Annotated in this window: 21 protein-coding genes and 1 other annotated feature; of the genes, 16 read left to right on the forward strand and 5 right to left on the reverse strand. The window is 50.4% G+C overall.

Annotated elements, in window-relative coordinates; genetic code table 11:
• Positions 1-95: 95 nt before the first annotated feature.
• The 10 genes from MHI43_RS13780 (at position 96) to aac(2')-IIb (ending at position 14,017) form a co-directional block, all read left to right on the forward strand.
• On the forward strand, positions 96-872 hold the full coding sequence (locus MHI43_RS13780; protein WP_015734935.1) for an alpha/beta hydrolase: 777 nt from the start codon (positions 96-98) through the stop codon (positions 870-872).
• 97 nt (positions 873-969) lie between these two features.
• Positions 970-3,354, forward strand: a complete 2,385-nt coding sequence (locus MHI43_RS13785; RefSeq protein ID WP_015734936.1) for a polyprenyl synthetase family protein — start codon at positions 970-972, stop codon at positions 3,352-3,354.
• 131 nt (positions 3,355-3,485) lie between these two features.
• A complete protein-coding gene (locus tag MHI43_RS13790) occupies positions 3,486-4,280 on the forward strand; it encodes a DUF2935 domain-containing protein (RefSeq protein ID WP_015734937.1) in 795 nt (264 codons plus the stop codon).
• A gap of 293 nt (positions 4,281-4,573) precedes the next feature.
• On the forward strand, positions 4,574-5,935 hold the full coding sequence (locus MHI43_RS13795; protein WP_235201808.1) for a GyrI-like domain-containing protein: 1,362 nt from the start codon (positions 4,574-4,576) through the stop codon (positions 5,933-5,935).
• Between the two features lie 15 nt (positions 5,936-5,950).
• Positions 5,951-6,454 (forward strand): VOC family protein, encoded by a 504-nt coding sequence (locus tag MHI43_RS13800; protein ID WP_228468942.1) that lies wholly within the window; start codon positions 5,951-5,953, stop codon positions 6,452-6,454.
• 349 nt (positions 6,455-6,803) lie between these two features.
• Positions 6,804-8,039 (forward strand): RICIN domain-containing protein, encoded by a 1,236-nt coding sequence (locus MHI43_RS13805; RefSeq protein ID WP_235201807.1) that lies wholly within the window; start codon positions 6,804-6,806, stop codon positions 8,037-8,039.
• Positions 8,040-8,168: 129 nt separating this feature from the next.
• On the forward strand, positions 8,169-9,767 hold the full coding sequence (locus tag MHI43_RS13810) for an amidohydrolase (RefSeq protein WP_036663399.1): 1,599 nt from the start codon (positions 8,169-8,171) through the stop codon (positions 9,765-9,767).
• Between the two features lie 99 nt (positions 9,768-9,866).
• Positions 9,867-10,130, forward strand: a binding site (T-box leader).
• 288 nt (positions 10,131-10,418) lie between these two features.
• On the forward strand, positions 10,419-11,504 hold the full coding sequence (asd, locus tag MHI43_RS13815; protein ID WP_081746319.1) for an aspartate-semialdehyde dehydrogenase: 1,086 nt from the start codon (positions 10,419-10,421) through the stop codon (positions 11,502-11,504).
• 234 nt (positions 11,505-11,738) lie between these two features.
• Complete coding sequence (nhaC, locus tag MHI43_RS13820; protein WP_036663395.1) at positions 11,739-13,115, forward strand: Na+/H+ antiporter NhaC; 1,377 nt, start codon at positions 11,739-11,741, stop codon at positions 13,113-13,115.
• A gap of 173 nt (positions 13,116-13,288) precedes the next feature.
• Positions 13,289-14,017 carry a kasugamycin N-acetyltransferase AAC(2')-IIb gene (gene aac(2')-IIb / locus MHI43_RS13825; protein ID WP_036663392.1) on the forward strand — a complete coding sequence of 243 codons (729 nt, stop codon included), beginning with the start codon at positions 13,289-13,291 and terminating at the stop codon, positions 14,015-14,017.
• 70 nt (positions 14,018-14,087) lie between these two features.
• On the opposite strand, the gene MHI43_RS13830 is transcribed toward aac(2')-IIb, so the two are convergent.
• From MHI43_RS13830 to MHI43_RS13840, 3 genes are all read right to left on the reverse strand, one after another.
• Positions 14,088-14,297 carry a hypothetical protein gene (locus MHI43_RS13830; protein WP_036663390.1) on the reverse strand — a complete coding sequence of 70 codons (210 nt, stop codon included), beginning with the start codon at positions 14,295-14,297 and terminating at the stop codon, positions 14,088-14,090.
• A 100-nt stretch (positions 14,298-14,397) separates the two neighbouring features.
• Positions 14,398-15,249: a protein kinase gene (locus MHI43_RS13835; RefSeq protein WP_036663388.1), complete on the reverse strand. Its 852-nt coding sequence runs from the start codon at positions 15,247-15,249 to the stop codon at positions 14,398-14,400.
• A gap of 121 nt (positions 15,250-15,370) precedes the next feature.
• Positions 15,371-16,246: a helix-turn-helix domain-containing protein gene (locus tag MHI43_RS13840; RefSeq protein WP_036663386.1), complete on the reverse strand. Its 876-nt coding sequence runs from the start codon at positions 16,244-16,246 to the stop codon at positions 15,371-15,373.
• 145 nt (positions 16,247-16,391) lie between these two features.
• On the opposite strand from MHI43_RS13840, the gene MHI43_RS13845 reads away from it, so the two are divergent.
• Both MHI43_RS13845 and MHI43_RS13850 read left to right on the forward strand, forming a co-directional pair.
• Positions 16,392-17,951, forward strand: coding sequence for a HEAT repeat domain-containing protein (locus tag MHI43_RS13845; protein WP_036663384.1), 1,560 nt, complete (start codon positions 16,392-16,394; stop codon positions 17,949-17,951).
• Between the two features lie 206 nt (positions 17,952-18,157).
• A complete protein-coding gene (locus MHI43_RS13850) occupies positions 18,158-20,239 on the forward strand; it encodes a DUF5054 domain-containing protein (protein WP_036663383.1) in 2,082 nt (693 codons plus the stop codon).
• An 84-nt stretch (positions 20,240-20,323) separates the two neighbouring features.
• Here the strand turns inward: MHI43_RS13850 and MHI43_RS13855 are convergent, their stop codons facing one another.
• Positions 20,324-21,787, reverse strand: coding sequence for a 4-hydroxyphenylacetate 3-hydroxylase N-terminal domain-containing protein (locus tag MHI43_RS13855; RefSeq protein WP_036663382.1), 1,464 nt, complete (start codon positions 21,785-21,787; stop codon positions 20,324-20,326).
• A gap of 197 nt (positions 21,788-21,984) precedes the next feature.
• Complete coding sequence (locus MHI43_RS13860) at positions 21,985-22,770, reverse strand: M15 family metallopeptidase (protein ID WP_036663381.1); 786 nt, start codon at positions 22,768-22,770, stop codon at positions 21,985-21,987.
• A gap of 178 nt (positions 22,771-22,948) precedes the next feature.
• Between MHI43_RS13860 and MHI43_RS13865 the strand changes: the two genes are divergently transcribed.
• The 4 genes from MHI43_RS13865 (at position 22,949) to MHI43_RS13880 (ending at position 26,035) form a co-directional block, all read left to right on the forward strand.
• Complete coding sequence (locus tag MHI43_RS13865; RefSeq protein WP_036663379.1) at positions 22,949-23,512, forward strand: SMI1/KNR4 family protein; 564 nt, start codon at positions 22,949-22,951, stop codon at positions 23,510-23,512.
• 36 nt (positions 23,513-23,548) lie between these two features.
• On the forward strand, positions 23,549-24,523 hold the full coding sequence (locus MHI43_RS13870) for an aminoglycoside phosphotransferase family protein (protein WP_036663377.1): 975 nt from the start codon (positions 23,549-23,551) through the stop codon (positions 24,521-24,523).
• A 121-nt stretch (positions 24,524-24,644) separates the two neighbouring features.
• Complete coding sequence (locus tag MHI43_RS13875; RefSeq protein WP_015734956.1) at positions 24,645-25,241, forward strand: hypothetical protein; 597 nt, start codon at positions 24,645-24,647, stop codon at positions 25,239-25,241.
• A 32-nt stretch (positions 25,242-25,273) separates the two neighbouring features.
• On the forward strand, positions 25,274-26,035 hold the full coding sequence (locus tag MHI43_RS13880) for a class I SAM-dependent methyltransferase (RefSeq protein ID WP_036663374.1): 762 nt from the start codon (positions 25,274-25,276) through the stop codon (positions 26,033-26,035).
• Positions 26,036-26,047 lie beyond the last annotated feature (12 nt).

Consider the following 26,047-nt stretch of genomic DNA (forward strand, 5'->3'; position numbering starts at 1 on the left):
GTAATGGATTTCCGAACAGGCGCGTAGGAATTTAATTAACCCTGCGGTATAATTTGAAATGACATCATATTTGGATTGAAGGGACCGTGATAGACATGAAGCAAACCCATAAACCGAGGAGCAAAAGATGGATCAGGCCATTCGTTTGGATATTGTCCATCTTAGCCATCATTATCATCGTGGGTCTTGCCATACTGGATTCACTTACTTACGAGCCGCTGGATGAAGCGAAAGCGGTATTTCAAAGCGACACGAGGGTAGCGGTTGAACGCATCCAAGACGGCTATCGCTTCGAGCCCGTAAACGGGCAGATGATTCAGCCCGACATTATTTTTTATCCGGGCGGATTGGTGGAGCCCGAAAGTTACGCGCCTTTTGCCAAGAGAATGGCAGAGAAAGGGCATCGCGTGTATGTTGCCTCCATGCCGCTGAATCTCGCCATATTCGGACAGAACAAGGCGGATTCCTTCATAGCGGAGCATCCAGACAACCGATATGTCATCGGCGGACATTCCTTAGGCGGCGTTTTTGCCGCGAGATATGCCAAGGAACATGCGGATGTCATTGAAGGGGTCTATTTCATGGCCTCATACGCTGACGATGGGGGCAATCTGAACGGATTAAACCTGTCCGCGCTTCAGATCACCGGTACGCAGGACGGCGTTCTTGATCGAACGAAATGGGAGGCTGCCCAAAAGAATCTACCGGACGCTACCACCTATGTAGAGATTGAGGGCGGAAATCACGGGCAATTCGGAGCTTACGGTATGCAAAAAGGAGACCATGAACCCGCCATCACCGAGGCCGAGCAGCTGGACGAAGTGTCGGAGGCCATGGGGCGTTGGCTTCAGTCTATGGATGATTCCCTGTAACTGTAACTGAAATGTAACCCGATTGAAACTTCTGCGTATAAAGGTTATAAACATGGATGCATGTTTAACATTTAAAGAAGTTGAGGGATTCCATCATATGAATGTGGCATATACAGATTACGCCGATACGGGATATCGGCAGGCTGAGCAGAAGGCTGCTCAGTATTTTGCATCGCTCCATGTACAGGTAAAGGATAAGAGTTATGTGCCTATCCTGACAGAAGACATTCTAATATGGAAAAGAAAGCATGTTCAACGTCAATCATGGCTGTCCTCTATATTGCCGGCGAAGAAAAAGCCGGATAACCGGGATTATCATAGATACATCGGATGGCTCAACTATACAGGCGAATTGGATGATTATTTGGATCGAAGCATTTCCTATATTTATATGAGGGATCTGGGCATGGCGCTGGATTCCCCTGATACGAAAGAGAGAATACGACGCGTTGTTGCGAATACCCGAAAACTTCTGGTTCGCTCAAACGGAGCAAAAGAGGGAGACACGCCGGATTTTATGAGTCTGGCGGGATTGTACCGTTGGGCGCAGAAGGAAGGCATTGAAACAGCCGTGATTTGGGTCATCAACAAACTGAAGCATGTAGCCTCCCATATCCCGGACAAGATGGATGCAGAGCAAGCCCAGCGCAAATTAATCAAAATTATCGTCGGGGTTGTCATGCATGTTATGGAAGATTTGAATGGCGAAACATCGCCAGCTGAACGCTCAGCGCGTCTTGACGATGCGATCCGGCTGGGTTATTCCTACGGATTAACCTATCCTTTCATAGACGATCTGCTCGATTCAGGGGTCTTGAACGCCCAGGAGAAGGAACAGTACTCCCACATGATACGGCAGGCCCTGCTTACCGGGAAAGTACCGGAACTTGGCCAGTGGAGCGGTAAAAACATGGAGCTCGTTCATTTCGTGCATCAGGAGCTCCGGGATGCATTCGAGTATATTCAAGGGCGGCAGCGCCCGGAAACGCAGCAAACTTTTTTCGAGCAGTCCAACGTGTTTTTTCATTCCCAGCATATTGACCGCATCAAGGACCTTGCGAATCCCGATTATACCAATGAAGAATTATATCTGCCGATCATCCTGAAATCCTCTTCCTCGCGATTGATTGTCCGTTCTGTTATAAGCGCTGCGGCGGATGGAGGCTTCGAGGACCGAACGTTCTATTATGGGATTTACAACCAGTTGGCCGATGATTTTGCCGATATGTTTCAAGACTTGAATGACGGGGCGGTAACACCTTACACTTACTATCTAAAATATCGCGGACAACGCCAGGACCTCATCAATCCTTTTGAATTATACTGGGCGGTGATTTCCCACCTGATTCATAACGTGTACCATTCGGACGCCAAGACGCGAGAGGTGATGCTCGACCGGGCCATCAATGGACTGAAGCGCTGCAAAGAACGCGTCGGCACCGAGAAATACAATGAAATTATGGATATTTTCGCTTCCGGGAACCCGGAATTCAATCGTCTTATCCAGCACATGGTTTCCAAAGCCGATCAGGTGGATTTCCTTGATAAATTGCTGCGTGATCAGATGGTTACCGTACTTAGAAACGAGCGGAAAGAGAAGGATTATTTTATCGATACGTTTAAATCCGTTCGAGATGAGATTAACCAACATTTGCAAATCGACAAGACTCCCGGCATACCGCCGATGAAAGAGTCGCTGATCGATGCGGCCAATTATTCGCTCGAAGGGGATGGCAAGCGCCTGAGACCCATACTGACTTGGGTAATGGCCGTGAAGGAATATGGACTGCAGGCAACAGCCATCGTGCCGCTGCTGAGATCGCTTGAATACATGCACACCGCTTCCTTGATATTCGATGATTTGCCTTCCCAGGATAACGCCTCTACTCGTAGAGGGCGGCCGACCTTGCATCAGGTTCACGATAGCGCCACGGCGGAAATTACCGGGTTGTTCCTGATACAGAAGGCGATCGAAGAGCAGTCCTCCCTGGAAGGGTTTGACCCGAAAACGGTGTTGAAGCTGATACGCTATTCGTCCCAGCGAGCGGGAGATATGTGTTCCGGCCAGGCGATGGATTTGAATTCAAAAGGGAAGGCCTTGTCGTTGGAGCAGTTGAATACGGTTTGTTACTACAAGACGGGGATCGCGTTCGAGGCATCGCTGGTTATGCCCGCCATTCTGGCTCAGGTGAAGGAAACGGAAATCGCAATCCTGAAGAAATTTGCTTACCACGCAGGCATTGCTTTTCAGATTCAGGATGATTTGCTGGATGTGCAGGGAAACGTGGAACAGCTTGGCAAACCCGGGGGACAGGATGCGGAGAACAATACCTCGACCTTCGTGAGCATTCTGGGGCAGGAAGGGGCCAGCCGGGAAATGTGGGATCATTATTGCCAGGCGATGGAGGCGCTGCAGGAAATGCCGCGCAATACGGCGTTTCTCAAGCATCTATTGAACTATATGGTTAATCGTGAACGTTAAGATGATCCCGTAAATTGTCGGTATTCTAATCGAAGGCAAGCGATTGCTCCGGCTGGAGTCGTCAATCGTTCTACTCCCATGGCAGCTGCATATATTTTCTGAGAATAAAGCTGCCAGAGGAGGCAAGGCCAATGAGTGATCCATTGTATGAGCACCGGTTTTGGCTGCAGATTCTTGGGGACCACTGCCGGTTTATTTTTACTGCGCTGTCGCCTAAGGAAAAAGCGGACATTGCTACCGCAGAATCCTTAATGACCAGATTTGATAGGCTCCTCAGTGAATCTCGTCGACCGGATGCATCCGCATTCATCGCTAAACTGAACGAAGAAGCCCTTCATGCTTCGCAAGAATTGCGCGAATTTAAGTTGAATTTATTAGAACGGCAGCTTGCAGGCACCATAGATTTTCTCCTGACCCCGTCCTTCGTCAACCACATGGTGAATGAATTGGAGGAATACCTGCGAATTTTGCAGGCCTTGCAAGAGGGGAAGGGAGTGCCGCTGTTCCATCCTTTGCATTACGATATGGTCTGGCTGCAGGATGCCTTTGGTCATGCGGCAAGTCTGGCCGCTGATCTGGATTTTGCCGAAAAGCCGTTGATTGCCAAAAGCATGGCGTTCCAGAAAGATTTTGAAGGGTTTTATCTGAAGGCTGTTGAAATGACAGGGTACCTGCGGACCCGCCTGAAGGATTTTCCCGCCCTGCGCAAATTTCATGCCGATGTAAACCTGGAAATGAGAGTGTTCATGCACTTTCTGTCGGAACTCGAGGAGCTTGAGCTGCGCGGGGAAGTGCTGGACCGGATCAATCCGCTGATGCCGGATCATATGTATCGGGAAGAATGCTATTATCTGTCCAAGCTGGCTGCTCTGGGCGAAGTACAGAGCCCGAACTGCGATCCGACGAAGCCGAGAGTCACAGGTTGATGGATGAAGGATGGGCTCTTTCTCGAGTTAAAAAAGGCATTCTTCACTTTCTTCTCATGGGGCTAAACATTCACTGGAAGAAGAGCCCCGTCGCACTTATGGCGATCTACGGGAGCAGCATCTCCAAGCAAGCCGACCAAGTTAACAATTTGAATGGAAAGCAGTTCTCTTGCTGTCAATGAAGAGACTGCTTTTTTGATTTTGCCATGACGAGATCGAGTTTTTGATAAAAAAGTACAGTTCGCCTTCGCTGAAATTTGGTATGATGTCTTCATAGGAAGCTACAATCATAAGTGAGAGAAGGACAAGAAATGCAGACCGGTGAAATCGTTCAACGCGCCATTGATTTTGTCGAAGATCATCTCACGGAACCGCTGGCACTCGAGGAAATTGCCGGCGTGGCAGCCATGTCATTGCCGAATCTCTATCGATTGTTTCACAGTATAACGGGACACCCCGTCAAGGAGTACATACGAAAACGCAGGATCAGCGAAGCTGCCAGCTGTTTGCGCAATACCGACCTGCCGACCATCGATATCGGGTACCGCTGTGGATTTGAGTCCTACCCGGCATTCATGAAAACCTTCAAAAGGTGCACAGGTCTAACTCCAGGAGCATACCGGAAAGCTCGGCTGGTCTACAGTTTTGAACGGATGAACCTGAATGAACGGATAACATTCATGGGAGAGCGGGATGCCTCTGAACGCTTTCCTGAAGTAAGGGTTACCCGTTTGCTTCCCCGGAAAGGGATCGGTTGCCTGTTTGCTGCAGAGCATGAGAAAGGGATAGAAACCGCGGCGATCGATCATTTCCGGACGCTTATGTCTTCTCACCATATCGATATCCATGAGCTGAGGCTCTTCGGTTGGAACGTGGATCTGGAGGATGAAAGCAAGCCGTTCGGATATCAATTGCTCGCTGTTGACGTGAAGGAGCGGGCCCGGATGATGAATCATCCGGAACTGCAAGCCATCGTTCTTGATGGCGGGCTGTATGCAGTGGTCCGAACGCCATCGGTGGCGGAAGACTGCATTCAGAACACATGGAACCGTTTGTTCTCCGAATGGCTGCCCCGCAGCGTGTTTGAGCAAGGAAAGCATCATTTCATGGAAGAATATGTACTGAACAAGAATCAAATCGTTCGCATGAAGCTTTACCTTCCCGTGGAACGAAGCAAGTTGATGGGAAAGATCGAAATTGTGGAGTTGTCCACGCTTAAGGCGATAGCCTTTCGCAGAAAGGGGCCGGACTGCGTGGAACAAGCGGATGAAGCTTCGATTGCCTGGTTATCGCGTAACGGGTTTAGGGGCGACTCGCGTATTCGCGTATTCATGCGCTGTGACGACGCTCTGCTGAAGCAAAGATCCGCCTACGAGATTTATATAGTTCCGCCGGAGGAGTTCCTTCCAACCCTTGAAGATAAGGACGTGCAGGTTGAGTTGGAAGGCGGTACCTATGCCTGCCTGGAATCAGGTGCTTATGGCGCAATGACAGGCGTACTTCATCGAATTTATCGATGGCTCGATGCTTCAAGCGAGTTTACGCCGGATCCAGAACGCCGGTGGTATGCCAGTTACGACCTGGAGGGGGCTTCAGATGATGGAATGATCCAAGCGAAGTGTTATGTTCCGGTAAAAATCCAGCAGCAGACATAAGAATGGAGGGAGCTCATGAGCAGATGGCCTGTCGGAAAAGAGCTGCCGGAAGGGTATCGACCGTTTAAGGCACCACGCGTACTTAAGATGATCCAAGGAGGCAAAACCATGAACGAATCCATACAGAATACGGACAACCATACACAGGCAAGCCCGATTAAGAACAAGGTGGGCAGCATCTTCATTCCGGTCCGGAATATCGAAGCGTCGCGCAGCTGGTACTGCCGCGTTCTGGGCATACCAGAGGCCGATTGCCAGATTATGAATGGCCATTTATGCCCATTGCCCATGGAGGGTACGGGCGTGATTCTGGATACGATGCCGAAGTGGGGAGGAGATCAGCCCGAGGGAGCACCGTCAATCGATACTCCCGCCTTCATGCTGATGACAGAGGACCTGGAAGGTTCTTTGGAATATATGAAGAAGCTCGGCGTGGAACTCGTGACGGAAATCGAGCACAACCATTGGTTCGTCGTGAAGGATCCCGATGGGAATAAACTCATGATTTGTCGTGAATAAGTTAGAATTTGTACGAGGAAATAGGGAAGTGACAGAAGCCGGCTCTAGCAGCCGGCTTTTTGATATGGAGAGAAGCGTAAGGAATTTAATGAAAGAAATAAAAAGACGAATGTAAAATAATATAAATTTAGGTTGATAGTGGCATACAACAGGAATATAATGGAAATGTAAGCGCATTATTTACGGTGTTTTATAGGAGAACAACAAGTGAATCTTCCATCATAGATTGGTTTGAGGCAAGACAAGAGAACGAGAAAGAGAGGTGATACGAAGCTTCAGTAGACGGTCCGCACGATGCTCGCACACGAGGTATCCATGAAACCTGAATCCGATGAAAATAGGAGGGAACATGATGCTAAGAAAATTAATATGTGTAGTTCTGCTGTTTAGTCTTCTGGTCGTTCTATTGCCTGTGAACAAAACCAATGCGGCGCCGAACTGGAATTTGGTATGGAGTGACGAGTTTAACGGGACCTCGCTCAACAGATCCAATTGGACGCCGGAAATCGGTACCGGCAGCGGGGGATGGGGTAACAATGAGCTGCAGTATTATACCGATCGCGCACAGAACCTGCAGGTCTCCGGCGGTAACCTTGTCATTACGGCGCAGAAGGAATCCTATGGCGGGATGAATTACACCTCTGCCCGGATCAAAACCCAGGATTTGAAGAGCTTTACTTACGGGAAAGTGGAGGCTCGAATCAAGTTGCCGTCGGGCCAAGGTTTGTGGCCGGCGTTTTGGATGCTCGGAAGCAACATCAGCACGGTCGGCTGGCCGAAGAGCGGAGAGATCGACATTATGGAACGGGTAAATCTGAATCCATACGTGAACGGTACCGTTCACTGGGATGCAGGAGGTCACGCCGAATTCGGTCGGGTATCCGGCAATCTGGATTTTTCGCAGTTCCATGTTTACAGCATTGAGTGGGATTCTAAATACATCCGCTGGTTTGTGGACGGTCAGCAGTTCAATGAATTTTATATTGAGAACGGAACGGGCAATACCGAGGAATTCCAGCGTCCGTTCTTCTTATTGCTGAATTTGGCGGTTGGCGGAAATTGGCCGGGTAGTCCGAACAATTCCACGCCGTTCCCATCGCAGATGCTGGTGGATTACGTACGCGTGTACCAAGACACGGGTGCATCGAATGTCATCAGCGACGGGATTTATACGATCGCTTCCAAGGCGAGCGGCAAAGTGATGGATGTCGTGGATGTGTCCACGGTCAGCGGCGCCAAAATCCAGCAGTGGACCAACTACGTCGCCAATAACCAAAGGTTCCGGGTGGAAAGCACGGGAGACGGATACTACAAACTCACGGCCGTGCATAGCGGCAAAGTTCTCGACGTGCCGAATTCGTCCACTTCCACCGGCGTTCAGCTGCAGCAATGGAATGATAATGGTACGGATGCACAGCGATGGAGGATCATTGATGTTGGAGGCGGTTATTATAAACTTGTGTCCAAAGCGAGCGGGCTTGCAGTCGATGTAGCCAGTGCCTCCACCGCGGACGGGGCCGCCGTTCAGCAATGGACGGACAATGGCACGGATGCGCAGAAGTGGGCTTTCACCAAAATCAATTAAGCTTGGACAGGCAGTCCCGTTTGGGACCGCCTGTTTCATTTTGGGGAGGGTTGCCTTGGGGCGGCGCCGGCTGACGAGCTGAAGGCATGTTTGGTATAATGTTGGGAAAAATCCGGAGGAATCAGACACATGGAACCTGTCCTTTTTACAAACGGTCTTCTTTATTCACCGCACGCTGCAACGACTGCGGATTCGATATATGTAGAAGACGGCATCATTCGTGCCATGGGAAGTGCGGCTGAGCTGCGCCTGCAGTTATCGGGACGGGATTATCGAACGGTGGATTGGGAGGGGGCTTTCGTGCTGCCAGGCCTGGTGGATGCCCATATGCATCTCGGCATGCACGGACTCAAGCTGGGCATGCTGGACTTCACCGAGGCGGCTTCGAAAGACGAGATGCTGGCTATGCTGCGAGCTCGGGCTGCGGTAACGCCGCCTGGGGAGTGGATCATGGGGCTGAATTGGAACGAGAACCATTTTCCGGACCCGGTAATCCCGAATATGATGGAGCTTGACGACATCACTACGGAGCATCCTGTATATCTGACGAGAACCTGTTTCCATGCTTTCCTCGGTAATTCGGAAGCGTTTCGAAGAGCGGGGATCACTGCAGACACGCCCGATCCGGAGTCCGGCGCTTTCGGCCGGGATGCCGATGGCCGGTTGAACGGCTGCATTTACGAGAATGCTTCGGTGCCTTTTACCATGGTCCAGCCGGAGCCTGACCCGTCCAAGCTGAAAGCTGCGATGCTTCAGGCATGCCGTGATGCCCTTCGGCTCGGCCTGACGGCAGCGCATACGGAAGACCTCCGCCTGCTGGGCAGCGTGGAAGCGATGCAGCGGATCCATCGTGAACTGCGCGAGGAGGGACTGCGCTTCCGTACCCATCAGCTGATGTTCCATGGCTTTCTTGATGAAATGGAGGAGCTCGGCGTCAAGGCAGGCAGCGGGAACGAATGGAATCGCATCGGATCGGTTAAATTGTTCGCGGACGGGGCGGTTGGAGGAAGAACGGCGCTGCTCAAGGAGCCTTACCATGATGCGCCGCATACCCGCGGGCTGGCCATGCATACGCCAGAGGAGCTAAGGGAGATTGTTGGCAGGGCGCGCAGGCTGGGTTATCCCGTTGCTTTTCATGCGATCGGTGACGGCGCGGCAGAGATGATGACGGATGTGCTTGAAATCCTTCCGCTGAGCAGAGCTGCGAAGCTTCCCGACCGCTTCATTCATGCCCAAATTGTGCATCCCGATACGGTTAAGCGAATGAGCAAGCTGAAGCTGGCCGTGGATCTGCAGCCTCGGTTTGTGCCCAGCGATTTTCCATGGGTGCTGGAGCGCGTAGGTCCTGATCGGACAAGCTGTTTGTATGCATGGAAGAAGTGGCTGCGTTCGGGGCTGCCTTGTTCCGGCGGCAGCGACGCTCCCATAGAGCCGCTGAATCCGCTGCTCGGGATTCATGCTGCCATTACCAGACGCAAGCCGGAGGAGAATCACGCAGGCTATTTGCCGGAGGAGAAGCTCAGCCTGACGGAAGCGCTCGGGCTGTTTACGCTCGGCAGCGCGGGGGCAGCGGGAGAAGCGGATCAACGAGGAACACTGGAATTGGGCAAATATGCCGATTTCACGGTAGTGGATCGCTGCTTGCATGATGGGATGGAGCCGGACGAGCTGCTGGAGGCGAAGGTCAGAATGACGGTGATTAACGGGGAAATCGGTTATGCCGAGTAGGTGTCACGACAGGAACAGGTCTTAAACATCTTGATCATTCTCGTGAAAATTTTATAAATATGGTTTACCGACGAAATGGTTTTATATATAATAATCATAACAAATGCGATGACGAGACGAGTAAATAAACGAATTCTTGTACAGAGAGCTCCGGCAGCTGAAAAGGGGCAAAGCGTTCTTTATTGAAAAAAGACTCTGAGCAGCACAAGGAACTCTCAACGGAGGGGGATGGTGTGCCAGGAGCTCCTGTTACAGAGCTAGAGTATCTGCATTCCAGTGTAATGCCGTACTCGATGAGGCGAATATGGTGACATATTGGCAAATTTGGGGTGGTACCGCGAGTATAACAATCTCGTCCCTGAGACTTACGGTCTTGGGGGTGGGATTTTTTTGTTAAGTGATCCAAAAGGTTAGACATCAGTGGCTTGCCGTTCGTATATCGTAAGTAACGGTCTGATATAAGCAGTCCGTCTTCTGAGAAAGCAAACTTTTATATCTAAAGAAATACGAAGGTTAAGGCGGGAAACCTACACGGATCTTGCCGGTTTGAATAATTATCTAGTAGAAGCTTATTTATTGCATGCTTTTGTCCGTACGGTACATCGATGTATGGGGAACATGACGACATTATTGAAAGGATATGAGTAGCGAATGTCACAAAAACTTAGAGTGGGAATTGTCGGTGGAACAGGAATGGTGGGTCAACGTTTTATGCAATTGCTGGATGGGCATCCATGGTTCGAAGTGACCACCATTGCAGCCAGCCGCAATTCGGCCGGGAAAACGTATGAAGAATCGGTACAGGGCCGCTGGAAGCTGGCTACACCGATCCCCGAGCAGGTGAAAGGCATTGTCGTTCAGGATGCATCGCAGGTGGAACAGGTTGCCGCAGAGGTTGACTTCGTATTCTGCGCGGTCGACATGAAGAAGAACGAGATTCAGGCATTGGAAGAGGCCTATGCCAAAACGGGCACGCCCGTCATCTCCAACAACTCCGCCCATCGCTGGACGCCTGACGTTCCGATGGTCATTCCGGAAATCAATCCGGGTCATATCGACGTGATTGCCGCACAGCGCAAACGTCTGGGAACAACAACCGGGTTCATTGCGGTGAAGCCGAATTGTTCCATTCAAAGTTATGTGCCGGCGCTGAACGCTTTGCTTGATTTCAAACCTACGAATGTCGTTGCTTCCACTTACCAGGCAATATCCGGGGCCGGCAAGAACTTCACCGATTGGCCGGATATGCTGGACAACGTGATTCCGTATATCGGCGGCGAGGAAGAGAAGAGCGAGCAGGAGCCGCTTCGCATCTGGGGCAGCGTTGTGAACGGGGAGATCGTGAAAGCTGAATCCCCATTGATTACGACGCAATGCATACGCGTTCCCGTAACCGATGGCCATTTAGCTACCGTATTTGCGTCGTTCGAGAACAAGCCGTCAAAGGAGGAAATCCTGGATCGCTGGCAGCAGTTTAAAGGCAGACCGCAAGAGCTGGAACTCCCTAGTGCGCCTAAGCAATTCATTACGTATTTTGAAGAAGAGAACCGGCCTCAGACGAAGCTGGATCGCGACATTGAGCGCGGAATGGGCGTTTCGGTTGGCAGATTGCGCGAGGATTCCCTGTACGATTATAAATTCGTGGGCCTCTCGCATAATACGCTGCGCGGTGCAGCCGGCGGAGCCGTTCTGATTGCGGAACTGTTGAAAGCGGAAGGTTACATTCAAGCGAAATAACGATACATCCTATATATGATAAAAGACGACTGCAGCAAGCAGTCGTCTTTTTTTGGTGATTGTTCATGATTCCTACATTGACGGCATCCGTCCTTATCGTTTATAGTGTTACTCTGTGCTTCAATGCAAAGAAGCCAAAAAGCCGAAAAGCATAAAAGCGAAAAAGTCAAACATTCATCATCAATGGACGGGAGGTAACTCCCGCCACGACAATGGATAAGGAGTCTTAGCATCATGGAACGACATCTCAGTTTCTCAAAAAGCATCATTCTTATCGCGTTTATTCTGGCGCTGCTGTTTGTCTCCATATTTTTGCTGAAAGCAGAGCCGCATCTTCCGCTCTTGGCAACCACCGTCGGTACGGCGGCCTTGCTGCGTTTGTTCGGGTTTTCCTGGAAGCAGCTCGAATCCGCCATCATTCAAGGAATTCAAACGGCGATTATGCCGATTCTCATTCTTTCGCTCATCGGCATTCTGATTGCGGTATGGATGATGAGCGGCACGGTACCGACCATTTTATACTATGGCATGGATTATATCGAACCGCATTATTTTGCCGTGAGCGCATTATATGTGACCATCGTGGTCTCGATGTTCACCGGAAGCTCCTTCACGACAGTCAGTACGGTTGGCGTTGCCTTTATGGGAATCGCGGTAACGACAGGAATTTCTCCGACACTGGCAGCCGGAGCGGTGATCTGCGGCGCTTGCTTCGGTGATAAAATGTCGCCGCTCTCCGACACCACGAACTTTGCTCCCGCGGTCGCCGGCATATCCTTATTCACCCATATCGGCAATATGATCTACACGACAGTGCCGGCCCTTGTGGTGACAACGGTCTTTTTCCTGCTTGCGCCCACAAGTAACGCGCTGGATTTGTCCTCGATAAATCTAATCAAGGCGGCGCTTCATGACGGATTCCATATTCATTGGCTGACGTTGATGTCGCCGCTTGCCGTTATCGCCTGTTCCGTCAAGCGCATGCCGATCCTGCCGACACTCATCGCAGGCATTGTAACCGGACTGATCGTGACGGCCTTCGTTCAGCAGCAGGCAGCCGTCGATGTCTGGTTCAGCGTGATGCAGAGCGGCTACAAGAGCACGGTTGCCAACGAAACCGTTGCTTCCATTGTCAACCGCGGCGGATTGCAATCCATGATGTGGTCCGTATCGCTAATCTTGATTGCATTATCCTTGGGAGGGCTGCTTCAGCATTGCGGCGTCATCGAAGCCTTCTTCCGTCAAGTCATGCAGCCGCTGAAGCGCAGCAGCAGCGTGGTCGTGATGACGGGTGCATCTTCCATCGCGGTTAACGGCATGACGGGCGAGCAGTATTTATCGATCCTTTTGCCCGGTCAAATGTTCAAGGAGGAATATACTCGCCGAAACATACCGGCCAAGACGCTGTCACGCACATTGGAGGATTGTGGAACGCTGGTTAACCCTTTAATTCCATGGGGCGTCAGCGGTGCTTTTTTTGCCACGACCCTTGGAGTACCGGTCATCGAGTACGCACCTTATGCAACTTTCCTGTGGCTGAGCCCGCTCTTCACGTTTGCGTACGCTTTGATACCGCGATTGCAGCGGAACTCGCTTGGCAGGAAGATATGACCCTAGATAGGCACGATCCCATGTTGGCCTTGTTTCCCTGTTTCAAAGGGAGACAGGGTCTTTTTATTTATCGTTTATATTCATTTGTGCCCAACCTGTGGTTCGAAAAATCTGCTACGATGGAGATATGTGATGCGAAACTATGGTTGAAATATTCTTATGGGGGTGAAAGCATGAACCAGCGGATTGGAAATGAGCCAACCGCTAAGGATTTGATGGAGATGCACACACGGGTTATGTTTACGCATGACCTGGATAGTCGGATACGAACCATTAACGAGCCTTGGCCGGGAGAGGAGCCGGCTCCCCGATTTTTCTTGGGTCGAACGATCGACGGTTCAGCCGTTTGCAGGCTTCGTTATGATATACAGGACAAACTTGCCAAGCAACTGACGGCGCTGGTTGAAAATGAACCGTCTCTTAACGAAGATTTTCAAACGAGACCCAAGCACTTCGATGACTACATGAATCTGCTGGCTGCTGATCAATATACGAGCGGACCTTGTTATCGGATTCTTGACATCACAATGTCATCGCCGACCATGCAGGCGGTATCGATCACCGGAGACAATATAACCGAGTATTCGCTCGCCGGTTTGGAATGGCTGAACGCGGAAATCGACTACGCCCAGCCTTGTGTCGCGATCATTCAAGATCAGAGGGTGGTGTCGGTCTGCCGGAGTGTTCGCGTTTCTACGGAAGCGCACGAAGCCGGACTGGAGACGTTAGCCGAATTTCGAGGGAGAGGTTATGCGGCCGCCGTTACTGCCGGTTGGGCAATCGAGGTGCGGAAGATGGGAGCATTGCCCCTGTACAGTACCTCATGGGATAATGCTTCCTCCCAGAGAGTGGCCGGTAAACTGGCATTGTCCTATTACGGCGTCAACTTCACGATTCGGTGAAAGGATAAAAAAAAATCCCTCAACAGACAACCACGTTGAAGGAGGTAGTGTGCTATATGATGTTGAATGATTAGCTTGAGCTGCCTCTTCTGTTTTTATAATAGCCATGACCTTGGTTGCCGTGCCTGCGTTTGTAATCGGATGACGATCCTTTGCGGCGAGAATACACGTGACTGCTGCTGTATTTTCTTCCGTAATTCTTCGCGGAACTGCTGTACCGCTTGCGGCCATGACTGTGGGAAGTTGAGTGGAGAAATTTGTTCATGATTTTTCTTAACATGTGGAATTTCCTCCTTTCTTGTTCGGAATCATTCCATATCATTTAATCGGATCGTAACATAAATGAAACCCAGGAATCAAATAAAACGCTGCCCATCTTATCAGAGGGGCGGTTTTTTTGCATTCGCGAGCGTCTGGAGCTCGTTCATGAACTGCAAAGAACCGGAGTAAGGACTGCTCAGTTGCAGCAAGCGTTTGATCATCTCCCGCAGTTCTTCCGAAAGCTGCAGTTCTTCCTGCCAGCTTCGTTCCCCGATTGCGCTCGGATCGTCGTCCGGATCATAGGCAGAATAGAGCATGAACAACATAAAGTGACCGATGTCGCGGAGATCCTCGATTTCTTTCGACTCTTTATATTGAACAGAGGAGCTTGTGCCGCCGCGCCGGAACTTCTTTCGGGCAGGCAGCCGGAGAGGAGGGGGTTCACCGATCCTTCGTGCCAGCCCAAAATCGATGAGATGGATACGGCCATCCTTAAACAGCACATTGGGAATCCGCAGGTCGAGATGAACATAGCCTTGTTCGTGCAGGTAACGGACCAGCTCCAGAAGCTGCAGCGCGATATGGAGACATTCGGCTTCCCCGTATTTCATGCCATGTTCGAATATTAAATCCTCCAGCGTATCCCCGTCCATATAAGACATGACCAGATACGAATGGCGGCTGTCCGTGAAAAAATCCTGATATGCCGGAATTTGCGGATGCTGAAGGGTGCTTAATATAGCGGCTTCCCGATTCAGCAATTCTTTGGCGTAATCGCCTTTGCTTGGCCGTGACTGTTTGACGGCGACTATATGACCGCTCTGTTGATCCCGACATTGATAGATGATACCGTAACTTCCTTCGCCAATCATTTCTTGGACGGTGTAGCGACTCCCCAGCACCGTATTCTCTTCAGCCGGGTAATCCCGCCATGCGTTGATAAAGGAGCCAAGGTTCGATAAAAAGCGCATTATATTCCAACCTCTCCTTTTTGGGTCCTTCGCCTAATTCTGAGCGTGTGCCATTTCTGATTATCGTACATTATAAGCGATGTTACGCATCGAGGTATACATCGGATTGGGGCGAAGTTCGTTAGTCGTCGGCTTCCATCTGATGTTTCCGATACTCCAGGGGCGACAGTCCGTTAAGTTGACGGAACAGCTTCGAAAAATAATGGATGGATGAGAAGCCGAACTTCTCGGCGATCTCGGTAATGCTGATGTCCGTATTGCACAGATCCTCCTTGGCCCGATGGATGCGAAACTGGTTAATATACTGCGTCGGCGGCAGCCCCGTCGAACGCTTGAACAATTCGAAGAAATAACCTCTGCTGATCCGGAGCTCCTCATAATATGCTTTCAATGGCCGCAGCTTGCCGTGAAGGATATCCTGATCCAATCGCTGCAGCAGCTTGTTCATTCTGTGATCGGGTATCGCCTCGTCCTGCAAGGCGAAGGCAAGGAAGTATTCGATGAATTGCAGGAATTGGCTCTGCGTCTTTACGCTGCGCATATAGGTATGCTCATTCTCATACTGGTTCCCGGTGTAGAATTTTTCAAACCAATCGCTCCATAGGCTGACTTTCTCTACTCTCATGAACTCGGGTATGGCGTAAGGAAAAGCAGGGCCTACATAGGAAGGATTCAGTTGGGCCATGTCATAACAGATAACGCTGGGGTGATCGGCCAAATGCCTGCGGTCCACATGGGCCCAGTCGAAATAACAGCACACATGGACCATGGGATCCCGGTTGTCCGCTATCCAATCATGCGGCTGACCTGCCGGTATGTACACAAGGGAACCTGGGTCGGTGATGTGCCTTCGCCCACAGGTGCGAACGATGCCCCGTCCCTCGGTAATGAGATAAAGGGATGACGAATAACAGTGGCGATTGTTATTGCTTTGACCTTTGGAAAAGGGGTATCTGGTGGCATACAGCACATAGGGATGGAAGACGGCAAAATCCACGTATTCATTTCCACATCCTTCAAGAAAAGATTCTATTCATATTCGCATGACGATTGTACAAAAGCCTGACGTTTATGTAAATACAAGGATCGCGGCCATTGCTATACTAACACTAATTCATTTCATGCTTGAGGAGGGAATTGAGATGTTGGACAGTCAATGGCTGTTGACGGATGAACAAATCTGCCAGTTTATCATGAAGGGGTATGTGGTGCTTCATAACGAATTGCCGGATCAGCTGCATGCTGAAGTCAGGGACAAAATCAACGCCGTACTGCACGAGGAAGGAAATCCCGGCAATAACATCCTGCCCCTTGTACCCGAGATTCAGCAGTTCTTCGAAACACCGGTCGTTCAAGGGGCTTTGACGAGCGTGCTCGGACCGGACTACTACATGCATCCGCATCGGCATTGCCATTACAATCAGCCGGGCGATCCGCTGCCGGGGGGCGGGCAGTGGCATAAAGACGGTTACTGGTCCAGCATGCGCAGCCACCGACCTTGGTGGGCGATGATATTTTATTACATGCAGGATATCACCGAGGAAATGGGACCTACCGCCATCATGCCCGGTACCGCATACTACGATAAGTTCGTAGGCGATCAAGGTGAGACGATACTCCCGACCGGCAAAGCGGGGACGATGGTTTTGGTGCATTTTGATTTGTGGCACAAAGCTTCGCTTAATGTGTCTGGCATGGATCGATACATGCTAAAGTTTCAATTCGTTCGATTGCGTGCGCCGGAATCGCCGAGCTGGAATCATCTAGGGACCGAAATGAACCTAACGGGGGGAACCCCTTACGTGCACTTGAATCTTTGGAGGGATGTATGGAACTGGATGCGCGGCGAACCTGGTCAGGCGAACCTCTTGGCAATGGGAGACGAAGCCGCAATCGAGCCATTGGCCGAAGAATTAAAATCCGAGGACGAGGTCATTCGCGCCAGGGCGGCGGATCAAGTTGGAATGTTAGGAGAGAAGGCCGCTTCCTTAGCTCCGGAACTGGGCCGAATGTTGAATGACAAGGAGCCGGTGGCTTTGAATGCCGGTTATGCGCTTGGCCGGCTGGGATCCGCAGGAAACGATGAATTGCTGCGCCTTATGTCCGAAGGTACAAGGCAAATCGCGGAAAGAGCGGCTTACGGACTGCAGAGTGCCGGCGCTGGAGCCGTTCCAGGACTGCTGACACTGCTCGAACATACGGACGAGAAGCGCAGAGCGCTTGCTGCTTTCGCGTTAGGGGCGATTGTGCCTTCGACGCGTGAGGTTTCGTCTGCATTGATTGCATGCTTACAGGACCCGAGCGATTGGGTTCGTCGAAACGCAATCGAAGCGCTGGGCATGATGGGGAGTGAGGCAGGCGAAGTGTGCCAGGCCTTGGCCAACATATTGGAAGAGTCGATACTGCAAGAGGGGGACGGAACAGCGGAAACCCGGGATAACGACAACACGCAGCAAAGTTATATCCTGAACAAACTCGGATATACGGCAGCCTTGTCATTGCTGCGAACGGCCTCGCCACAGGATGTTCCCATCGTCATCCATTCGCTAGAGCAAGCTCTTCTCAGCAAGGATCGTTACGTCAGGGCGTATGCCTTCGAAACGCTTACCCATCTGCGGACACCCGAAGCGATGGAGGTCCTGATCCGATATTACCGACCGGCCAGATGGTGTCCGGACACAACGAAGGCGAGCACGTTCTGATATCCGTATTTTCCTTTCAAGCCCTTCTCATTCCAAGCCGAAATGAGAGGGCTTTTCGGCATGCCCGTGCTCTGGCTCTATTCACGCTAGGTGTCCTTATTTTGCAAAAGCATGACCCTATCATGCAAAGACTTGCTCGATGCCCTCTAGTAAAATGGGCTCAAAGTTCGGCATTAGCCGATCATTGTTGAAGGAGGCGGTCATGCATGGCAGCATCAATCAAAAGAGTTCATGTCGTATTCAAGACCCATCTGGACATCGGGTTTACCGATATGGGAAAGAACGTAATCGACCGATATATGGAACATTTCATACCCCAGGCCTTGGAGCTGTCCGAACAGCTTGCGAATGAAGAGGGGGATGTAAAATTCGTATGGACCACCGGCTCATGGCTAATCCATGAATTTCTGCAAACGGCTTCTCCCGACATGCGGGCGCGCATGGAAAAAGCCATTGGGGATGGACGCATGGTCTGGCACGGGCTGCCGTTTACAACGCATACCGAGATCATGGATGCCAGTTTATTCGAATTCGGGCTGTCCATTTCGGGCGATTTGGACCGAAAGTACGGAAAAACCACGATTGCCGCAAAAATGACGGACGTTCCGGGCCATACCCTAGCCATGGTGCCTCTGCTGGCAAAACACGGCATACAATATTTACATTTAGGCGTTAACATGGTCTCCAAAAATCCCAAGGTGCCGGAGATGTTTGTATGGCGTGCTTCCGACGGCTCGGAGATTATCGTACATTATGCGGATAGTTATGGTAAGCCCTATCGGATGGAAGGGCTGGAGGATGCCTTGTATTTTGCCCATACCCACGATAATCATGGTCCATCCACGATGGAGGAGATCCGGGCATTATTCGAACAGCTGCGACGGGAATATCCAGGGGCGGACATCATGGCCTCGACATTGGATGCTTTTGCCGCGCGGCTTCAAGCGGTGAAAGACCGATTGCCTGTCGTCAGCGAAGAGATCGGGGACTCGTGGATACACGGGATTGCCTCGGATCCTTGGAAAATCGCCCGCTACCGCGAATTGTTAAGGCTTCGGGATCGCTGGATCGAGGATGGTCGATTGGATAGGGACAGTGAGGCGTACGCTCGATTTTGCAACCGTCTGATGTTGATTCCCGAGCATACTTGGGGGCTGAACAATTCTGTGTATCTCGTCGATTTCGTGAATTATTCCTCGGCTGACCTAGCCGCAGCAAGAGCACGGGATATTGTTGAAGACAATACACGGAAGAAATTCGATTACCTATGCCAGCAGGCAAACGGCACCAGATCGTACAGCCATTACGAGAGTTCCTGGCAGGAGCAGCGGGATTATCTTGAAGAAGCCCTTCAATCGCTGCCCGCGGCGCTAGCGGCTGAAGCGAGAACCGAGCTGGATCGGATGAGTCCGCAGCATACCGTCCTTAACTCGGAGCCGGTGCAGCCTCAGCCGATCGAAACGAACGAGCTTTATGAATTAGGCCAGTTTCAGGTGAGCTTCGCTGCCGACGGCTCGATTAACCGATTGATGGATCGATCCGGAAAGGCATGGGCGGGAGAGCATCAGAGACTTGGCACTTATATGTATGAAACCTTCGGCCAAGAAAACTACGACCGTTTCTTCAAAGAATACATGACGAATCTGGATATACATCATGGCTGGGCGGATAACGATTTCGGCAAGCCGGGAATCGAGTATGTCAAACCGAGGCCGGAGCATCAGCGGTATACCGCGTCCTTGCGAACATTGCACCTGGAGAGGCATGCCGATTATGATATCGTGACCGCAGAAATGAAGCTGCCGGAGGTTCTCAGCAATCAATACGGGGCTCCACGCCAAATCAACGTATTCTATTCGTTCCATGCGAATGAGCCCGTCATTGAGGTATGCCTAAGCTGGATGGGCAAACCGGCATGCCGTCTTCCGGAAGCAAGCTGGTTATCATTTGTGCCGCTTGTGGATAATCCTAACGCATGGTCGATGGATAAGCTGGGAATGCGGATATCTCCGTTATCCGTCGTCAAGGACGGCAACCGGAACATGCATGGCATCAATTCGGGCTTATATTATGAGGGGGCGGACGGAACAGCGGTCATTGAATCCTTGGACGCGCCGCTTGTGTGCCCGGGGGAACCGAGGCTGCTGCAATTCGACAACTCCTATGCTCCGTTGACCGGCGGATTTCATTTCAATCTGCACAATAACGTATGGGGGACAAACTTTATGATGTGGTTCGAAGACGACATGAGGTATCGGTTCCGCTTAAGCCTGCATTCCCATTCGTAAGCTCATTGTGTTTGTAATGAAACGGAAAGATGTGAGTTATGGGCTCGCATCTTTTTTTCATGCCTAATCATCCAAACCGTCAAATTATGATGAAGTATCGTTCTTGGCGATAAAATCCTGAATCCTGTTCCGCAGCTGATCATGCTGTTCAAACTGGTTATACATGCGATAGGCTACCGTCTGCGCATTTCCGAAGAAGAAGCGTTCAAACTGGGTTTGACGGCCCCCGAAAGAGCCTGCGCCAAGCTCCCAGGCAAGGCGGAACAAGGCGATTCGATCACGCGCCTCCGTGGTCGAGCCTCTTAAATATTGGTTCAGGTAAGGACCTGAATCCGACTGGAAGTCCATTTCGGAAGGGATCATAATCAGGCCGCTGGAACCCAGCAGCTGTATCATCTCCACCATCTCGGGATAAAAATGGGGGAATAACATGCTGGATGCGGTAAGCGGGCCCGCCGATGGAACGAAATAACCGAATTTATCCCGGCTGGCGCCCAGTTCGGAAGCCAATCTCAGGGCTTTGAAGGTCTCCAGATATGCAATGATTTTTGAAACGTTCGCGATCATTTGGGGTTCGAGCCCAACGTTCTGCTCGTCTGCCAAGCTCTCCAGCAAACCTAGCATAAATTCGGTTTTGGCGATATAACGGGTGGCCATTTGATGGGCAATATGGGTGTGAAAGCGACTCTCGCCGAATAAACGTCCGGCATAGGCCTCGTCCCCATAGTAAAAGATCCGGTCATGCGGGACCAATACGTGGTCAAAGATGACGAGAACGTCCATCTCTTCGTATCTTGCGCTCAAGGGATAATCATAGGAAGAAGCGGCACCATAACTCTCACGGCATATAAACGTCATTCCGGGCAAATCGTTCGGTACCGCAAAGGCGAATGCGGTTGGATTGACATCATGGAACAACGTGGGCGAAGGCGACGGGAATACCAGCATTTCCTCGCACGTGGCTCCCTGCGTTGCCATCATGAAAGCTCCGGTTATGATCATGCCTTGATCGTTGATCTCAACCACCTTGGCGGCAATCGTGTCCTCTGCAGCATCTTGCTGTCCGGACATTTTACAAGCATAGGGCTGAATGAAGGCATGGGATAACGTAATATCATGATCTCGACAGTACCGGTAATAGGCCCTGAGGTTGTCCGCATACTTCGGATTGTGTTCCTCCAGTATATCGGCAGCCGTGTACAGCGACATGATCGCCGTGTTCATATAATCGGGAGAGCGGCCTAAAAAGCCGTTGTGCCTCTTGGCCCAAAGTTCCATCATCAATCTGCGTTTCTGCAAATCCTCGGCATTCCTCGGCGGGAGAAAAGACAGGCCCACCCGTTCTCCGGTATCGGGCGAGGGGTACGTCATCTGCTCGATATAACACGCTTCGCCTTGCATATCGTAAAGCTCCGCTTGGGTCTGAATGATACCCTGGAATGCAGGGTGCTTGGATAAAGGTCCCTGGATAAGCTCCCCTTTATACCAAAGGTTGATGTTTTGCCGATCGATCCGTTCGATGTACTGCTTCCCTGATTTGATAGGCACATTGTTCACCCCGTTTGCGAAAATCGTAAGCTCTAACTAACCTGTCTACTGCTGTTAATGTACGTGCTTCGTCCAAGCGGAGTACATTGTCCGCAGGAAACGCTGCAAAATATGCGGATGTACCTCAGAAGGCGCGACCGGAAGGCTTCATACGAAAAAAACGGACCCGTTTGGGCCCGCTTTTATAAGATTTGCGATTACCGGGCTTGACCCAGATACTGCTCCAGCGTCAGTTGTTGTCTCGTAATTTCTCCGGCAATATAGACGCCCACATAGCGTACATGCCAAGGCTCGTAAGCGTATCCGGTTAATTTCTCCTGACCTTTTCCATAACGAATGATAAATCCGTACTTCGGTGCATTGGCCTTCAGCCATTTGCCTTCCTTCGTATTTCCGAAGCTCTGCTCCAGGGCATAGCCTACGGAAGCACTGGAAATATCCATGCTAAGTCCGGTCTGATGCTCGCTTTGCCCCGGGCGTGCGCTTGTTTTGTTAGCGACAGCCTCGCCCTTGATACTGGCGTTACGCGCGAATATGGCTTTTTGGGTTGCATAGGAACGATAACCCGATACGGCTTTGAGGTCGATCCCGTCCCGTTTGGCAGCAGCGAACAGCTTTTCGAGCGCAGTCGCCGCTATTTTTTTCATCTGCTTTTTGGGGCTTGGTCCCGAGAAGCTGAACGGAATTTGGGGTACGACCAAATCTTGCGGTACATAATTCGATGGTAGATTTCTTTGTTTGTTGACGAGCACAACCGTGCTGGACAGATTGGTGACCGTATTTATCCCGTTAACCGACCTCAGCGTCCGTTTAGGGGCGTTGTTATCCAAAAACTTCGAAAATGATAGGCTGGCAGAAGATGCTGCGGCCGCTTCCGCCTTATCCAAGCCGGAACCGTTCGGGAACCCGGATAAAGCCAAACTTGTTACGACTGAACCGATGATGACGGATGGCAGGATTGTTTTGATAAAAGTATTGCGCATGTGTAGTTCCTCCTCGTTAGCTGTCTATTGAGTATATAAGAGAGTTATATCGATAGAATCTCCGGATTGTTTCTGAATTGTAAACAAAATAGAATAGATTGAATCTAATCATAACCCGAAAATAGATTATAGTAATATATGAAAAAGGGACGATTTTCTACATAAGGAGACTTTATACATGGAGATACGCGATTATATCAAACAAGGGTTTGAGGCCTATTACGCTAAATACAGCGAAATTTCGGAGGATGGGTTCTGCAGGTGGATGCGGCCGGACGTTCCCGCGGAGATGAAGACCGTTGATACCGATGAGGAATGGTCCATATGGAAATTGCTCCCTTCCATTGTGAGCGAAGAGCAGATTGGGGCGATGGAAGCAGAGTATGGATTGAATTTTCCCGAGTGGTATAAAGCATTCATCTCCACGTACCATCATTACTTTGACGTCATACCTGAACAGGCGGTAGACGAGCCGCTGGAGAACGTCAGGAACATGTACAATCCCTTGTTGTGCCGGCTGGGATATCTCCCTTTCACTTGGGATTCTGAATACGGCAAGATCTGGTGTATCGATGTATGTGGAGACGCCGGTGAGGGGATCGAAGCCATCTATGAGATCGAACATGAAATATTGTTTGATCTGGATGAAGAACACACGGATCGGACCGAACTTAAAGAGTCGCTAGTATTTTTGTACCCGGATTTTAAGGCGTATTTTGACGATACGTTCGTGGAGGGCTGACGGGTTCCATTTCAGAAGTATAAGGAGAAGTTTCAAATGCGAAATGAACAGCTGCAGGAAATTTTGAATGAATACGATATCCGGGAACCGGAAATTGCCTTTATTCGGCATAATGAAAATCGAACGTATAAGGTAATAGGCCATGACGGAAGTACATATCTGATGCGCATTCATCAACCGCTAAAAGAAGGCATGGCTGGTCAGCAGCATACCTACGACGGTCTGCTGGGCGAACTGCAAATGCTGGAGCACTTGTCAGGCTGGGATCATCTGCTTGTCCAGAGGCCTATGCGTAATCGGAAAGGTGAATTGATCACGATTTTCGAACACGAGGGGAAGCGTTGGAACAGCTCCGTGCTTACCTGGCTGGAAGGAAGAGACTTGCAGAAGGATGACGTAAGCGACCCGGTACTGGTCGAGAAGCTGGGGACTCGCATTGCAGAGTTACACAAATTTTATGGCTCATACGAGCAGGAGGGCTTGGACAAGCGTCCGAGTCAGGGGATAGCCTACAATCTATATATGATTGAAGTTGTAAAGCAAGGATTGGCGAAAGATTTGTTTACTACCTCCGATGTTTCCATTATTGAAGAAACGATATCGTTGGTTAACGCGCGCCTTGTGGACAGTGGTAACGTTGAGGCCTGGGGGCTTATCCACGGTGATTTAAGCTTGGGGAATATCATCATGACCTCAGATGGAGAACTGAGTTTTATCGATTTTGGTTTTTTCGGACCAGGGTACCATTACACGGATGTTGCCATGGGTGCCATGATGGTTCCTTCAGCCCTTCGGGATATATTCCTGAAAGGATATTATGGCAATGATCATACGGGACAAGAGAAGCTTGTTTTGTTAGAAGGTTTCATGCTGCTGGCCATTATCGGCTACTATGTCTTTCAGATGGAGAATGAATCCGTGCATGCATGGATGCGTGAACGAATGCCGAAGCTGTGCGCCGATTTTTGCACGCCTTATTTGTCGGGGGCACGCATATTTTATTCCGTATAGTTCGATGTCGAATCACACGGTATCCGTGAAAGATAATTATAAGCATTCAATCCCTTGGAAAGCACGCTGATCGGATGATACCATATGAGATATCAACGATATGATTAGAGGTGAACACCGTATGGCGGAAAGCGAACTTCAACTACAACAAGAGGCTCTCCAGGAGGAAGCTTCTGAGGTAGCAGATGAACTTCGACTTTACGAGTTGTTAAGTCAAGCAGGCGAACCGGTGCGTGTCGGCAGCTCAGCCCTCGGATTGATGGTATGGAGAGACCTGGACATGACGGTAAAATGTTCTCGGCTGAATCAACCATTAACTGCACACATCGCATCGGAGCTCATGCTGCAAGCCGGTGTACGGGAGCTGAAGTTCATCAACGATACCGGTGATTATAATACGGATCCCGCGTATCCCGATGGATTGTACATCGGACTAAAATATAAATCACAGCGCGGTAACGAATGGGCCTTGGACATTTGGTTCGTGGATGAACCGGAGAGACAACCTGACTTGAAACATATCATAACGATGCCTGGACGACTGACTCAGGAACGCCGGGAGGCTATTTTGAGAATCAAAAATCGTTGGGCAAGCCTTGCTGAATATGGAAAAAGTGTACGAAGCTTCGATATTTATACAGCGGTTCTCGAAGACAACGTAAGCACGCCGGAACAGTTTGAAGCCTGGCTGGATCAAAGGTCCGTGAATAAAAGCTGAAAGCCCATGATTCAATAATAGGAGATCTGCATATGGAGATTATCAAGCATAACCAAGACCAATGGGAGCTTAAAGTCAAACAGAAAAATCAGTGGACTGTTCCTGTAAGCAGCGAAGAAATCCAGAAAGCCAGAATGGGCGATTGGTCTATTATCGTCACTTCAATCAAGCCTGTGCCCAAAGAATGGTTTCCGGAACTAAACGGAAAGAATGTGCTCTGCCTAGCTTCTGGAGGAGGGCAGCAGGGACCCGTATTGGCAGCTGCGGGAGCAAATGTAACCGTGTTGGATTTCTCCGAATCTCAACTGGAGCAGGATCGCTTTGTTGCTGAACGGGACGGATTGTCCATTCGGACGGTTCTCGGTTCGATGACGGATTTAAGCATGTTTGAATCGGAGAGCTTTGATTTGTTGGTTCATCCGGTATCTAACCTTTACGTGCCTGATATCCAGCCGGTCTGGCAGGAGGCATATCGCGTGTTGAAGCCTGGCGGCATAATGATTAGCGGCTTTATGAACCCGGTCTTTTATTTATTCGACTGGGAACTGGAAGAACAAGGCACGCTTCGGGTGAAGCACACCCTTCCCTATTCGGAACTGGATTATGCGACGGAAGAAGAAATCGTGAGAAGCGGGGTAGCATTGGAATTCGGACATACGCTGGAACAGCAAATGGGAGGTCAGATTCAATCCGGATTTATGATTGCCGGGTTATACGAGGATTCCTTCGGAGGCGAGAAATTGTTGGACCGATATGCAAACAGTTTTATTGCGACAAGAGCCATAAAGCTTTAACCTCATGCCTAC

The organism is Paenibacillus sp. FSL H8-0457 (assembly GCF_038051935.1).
Classification (GTDB): Bacteria; Bacillota; Bacilli; order Paenibacillales; family Paenibacillaceae; genus Paenibacillus_AQ; species Paenibacillus_AQ lautus_A.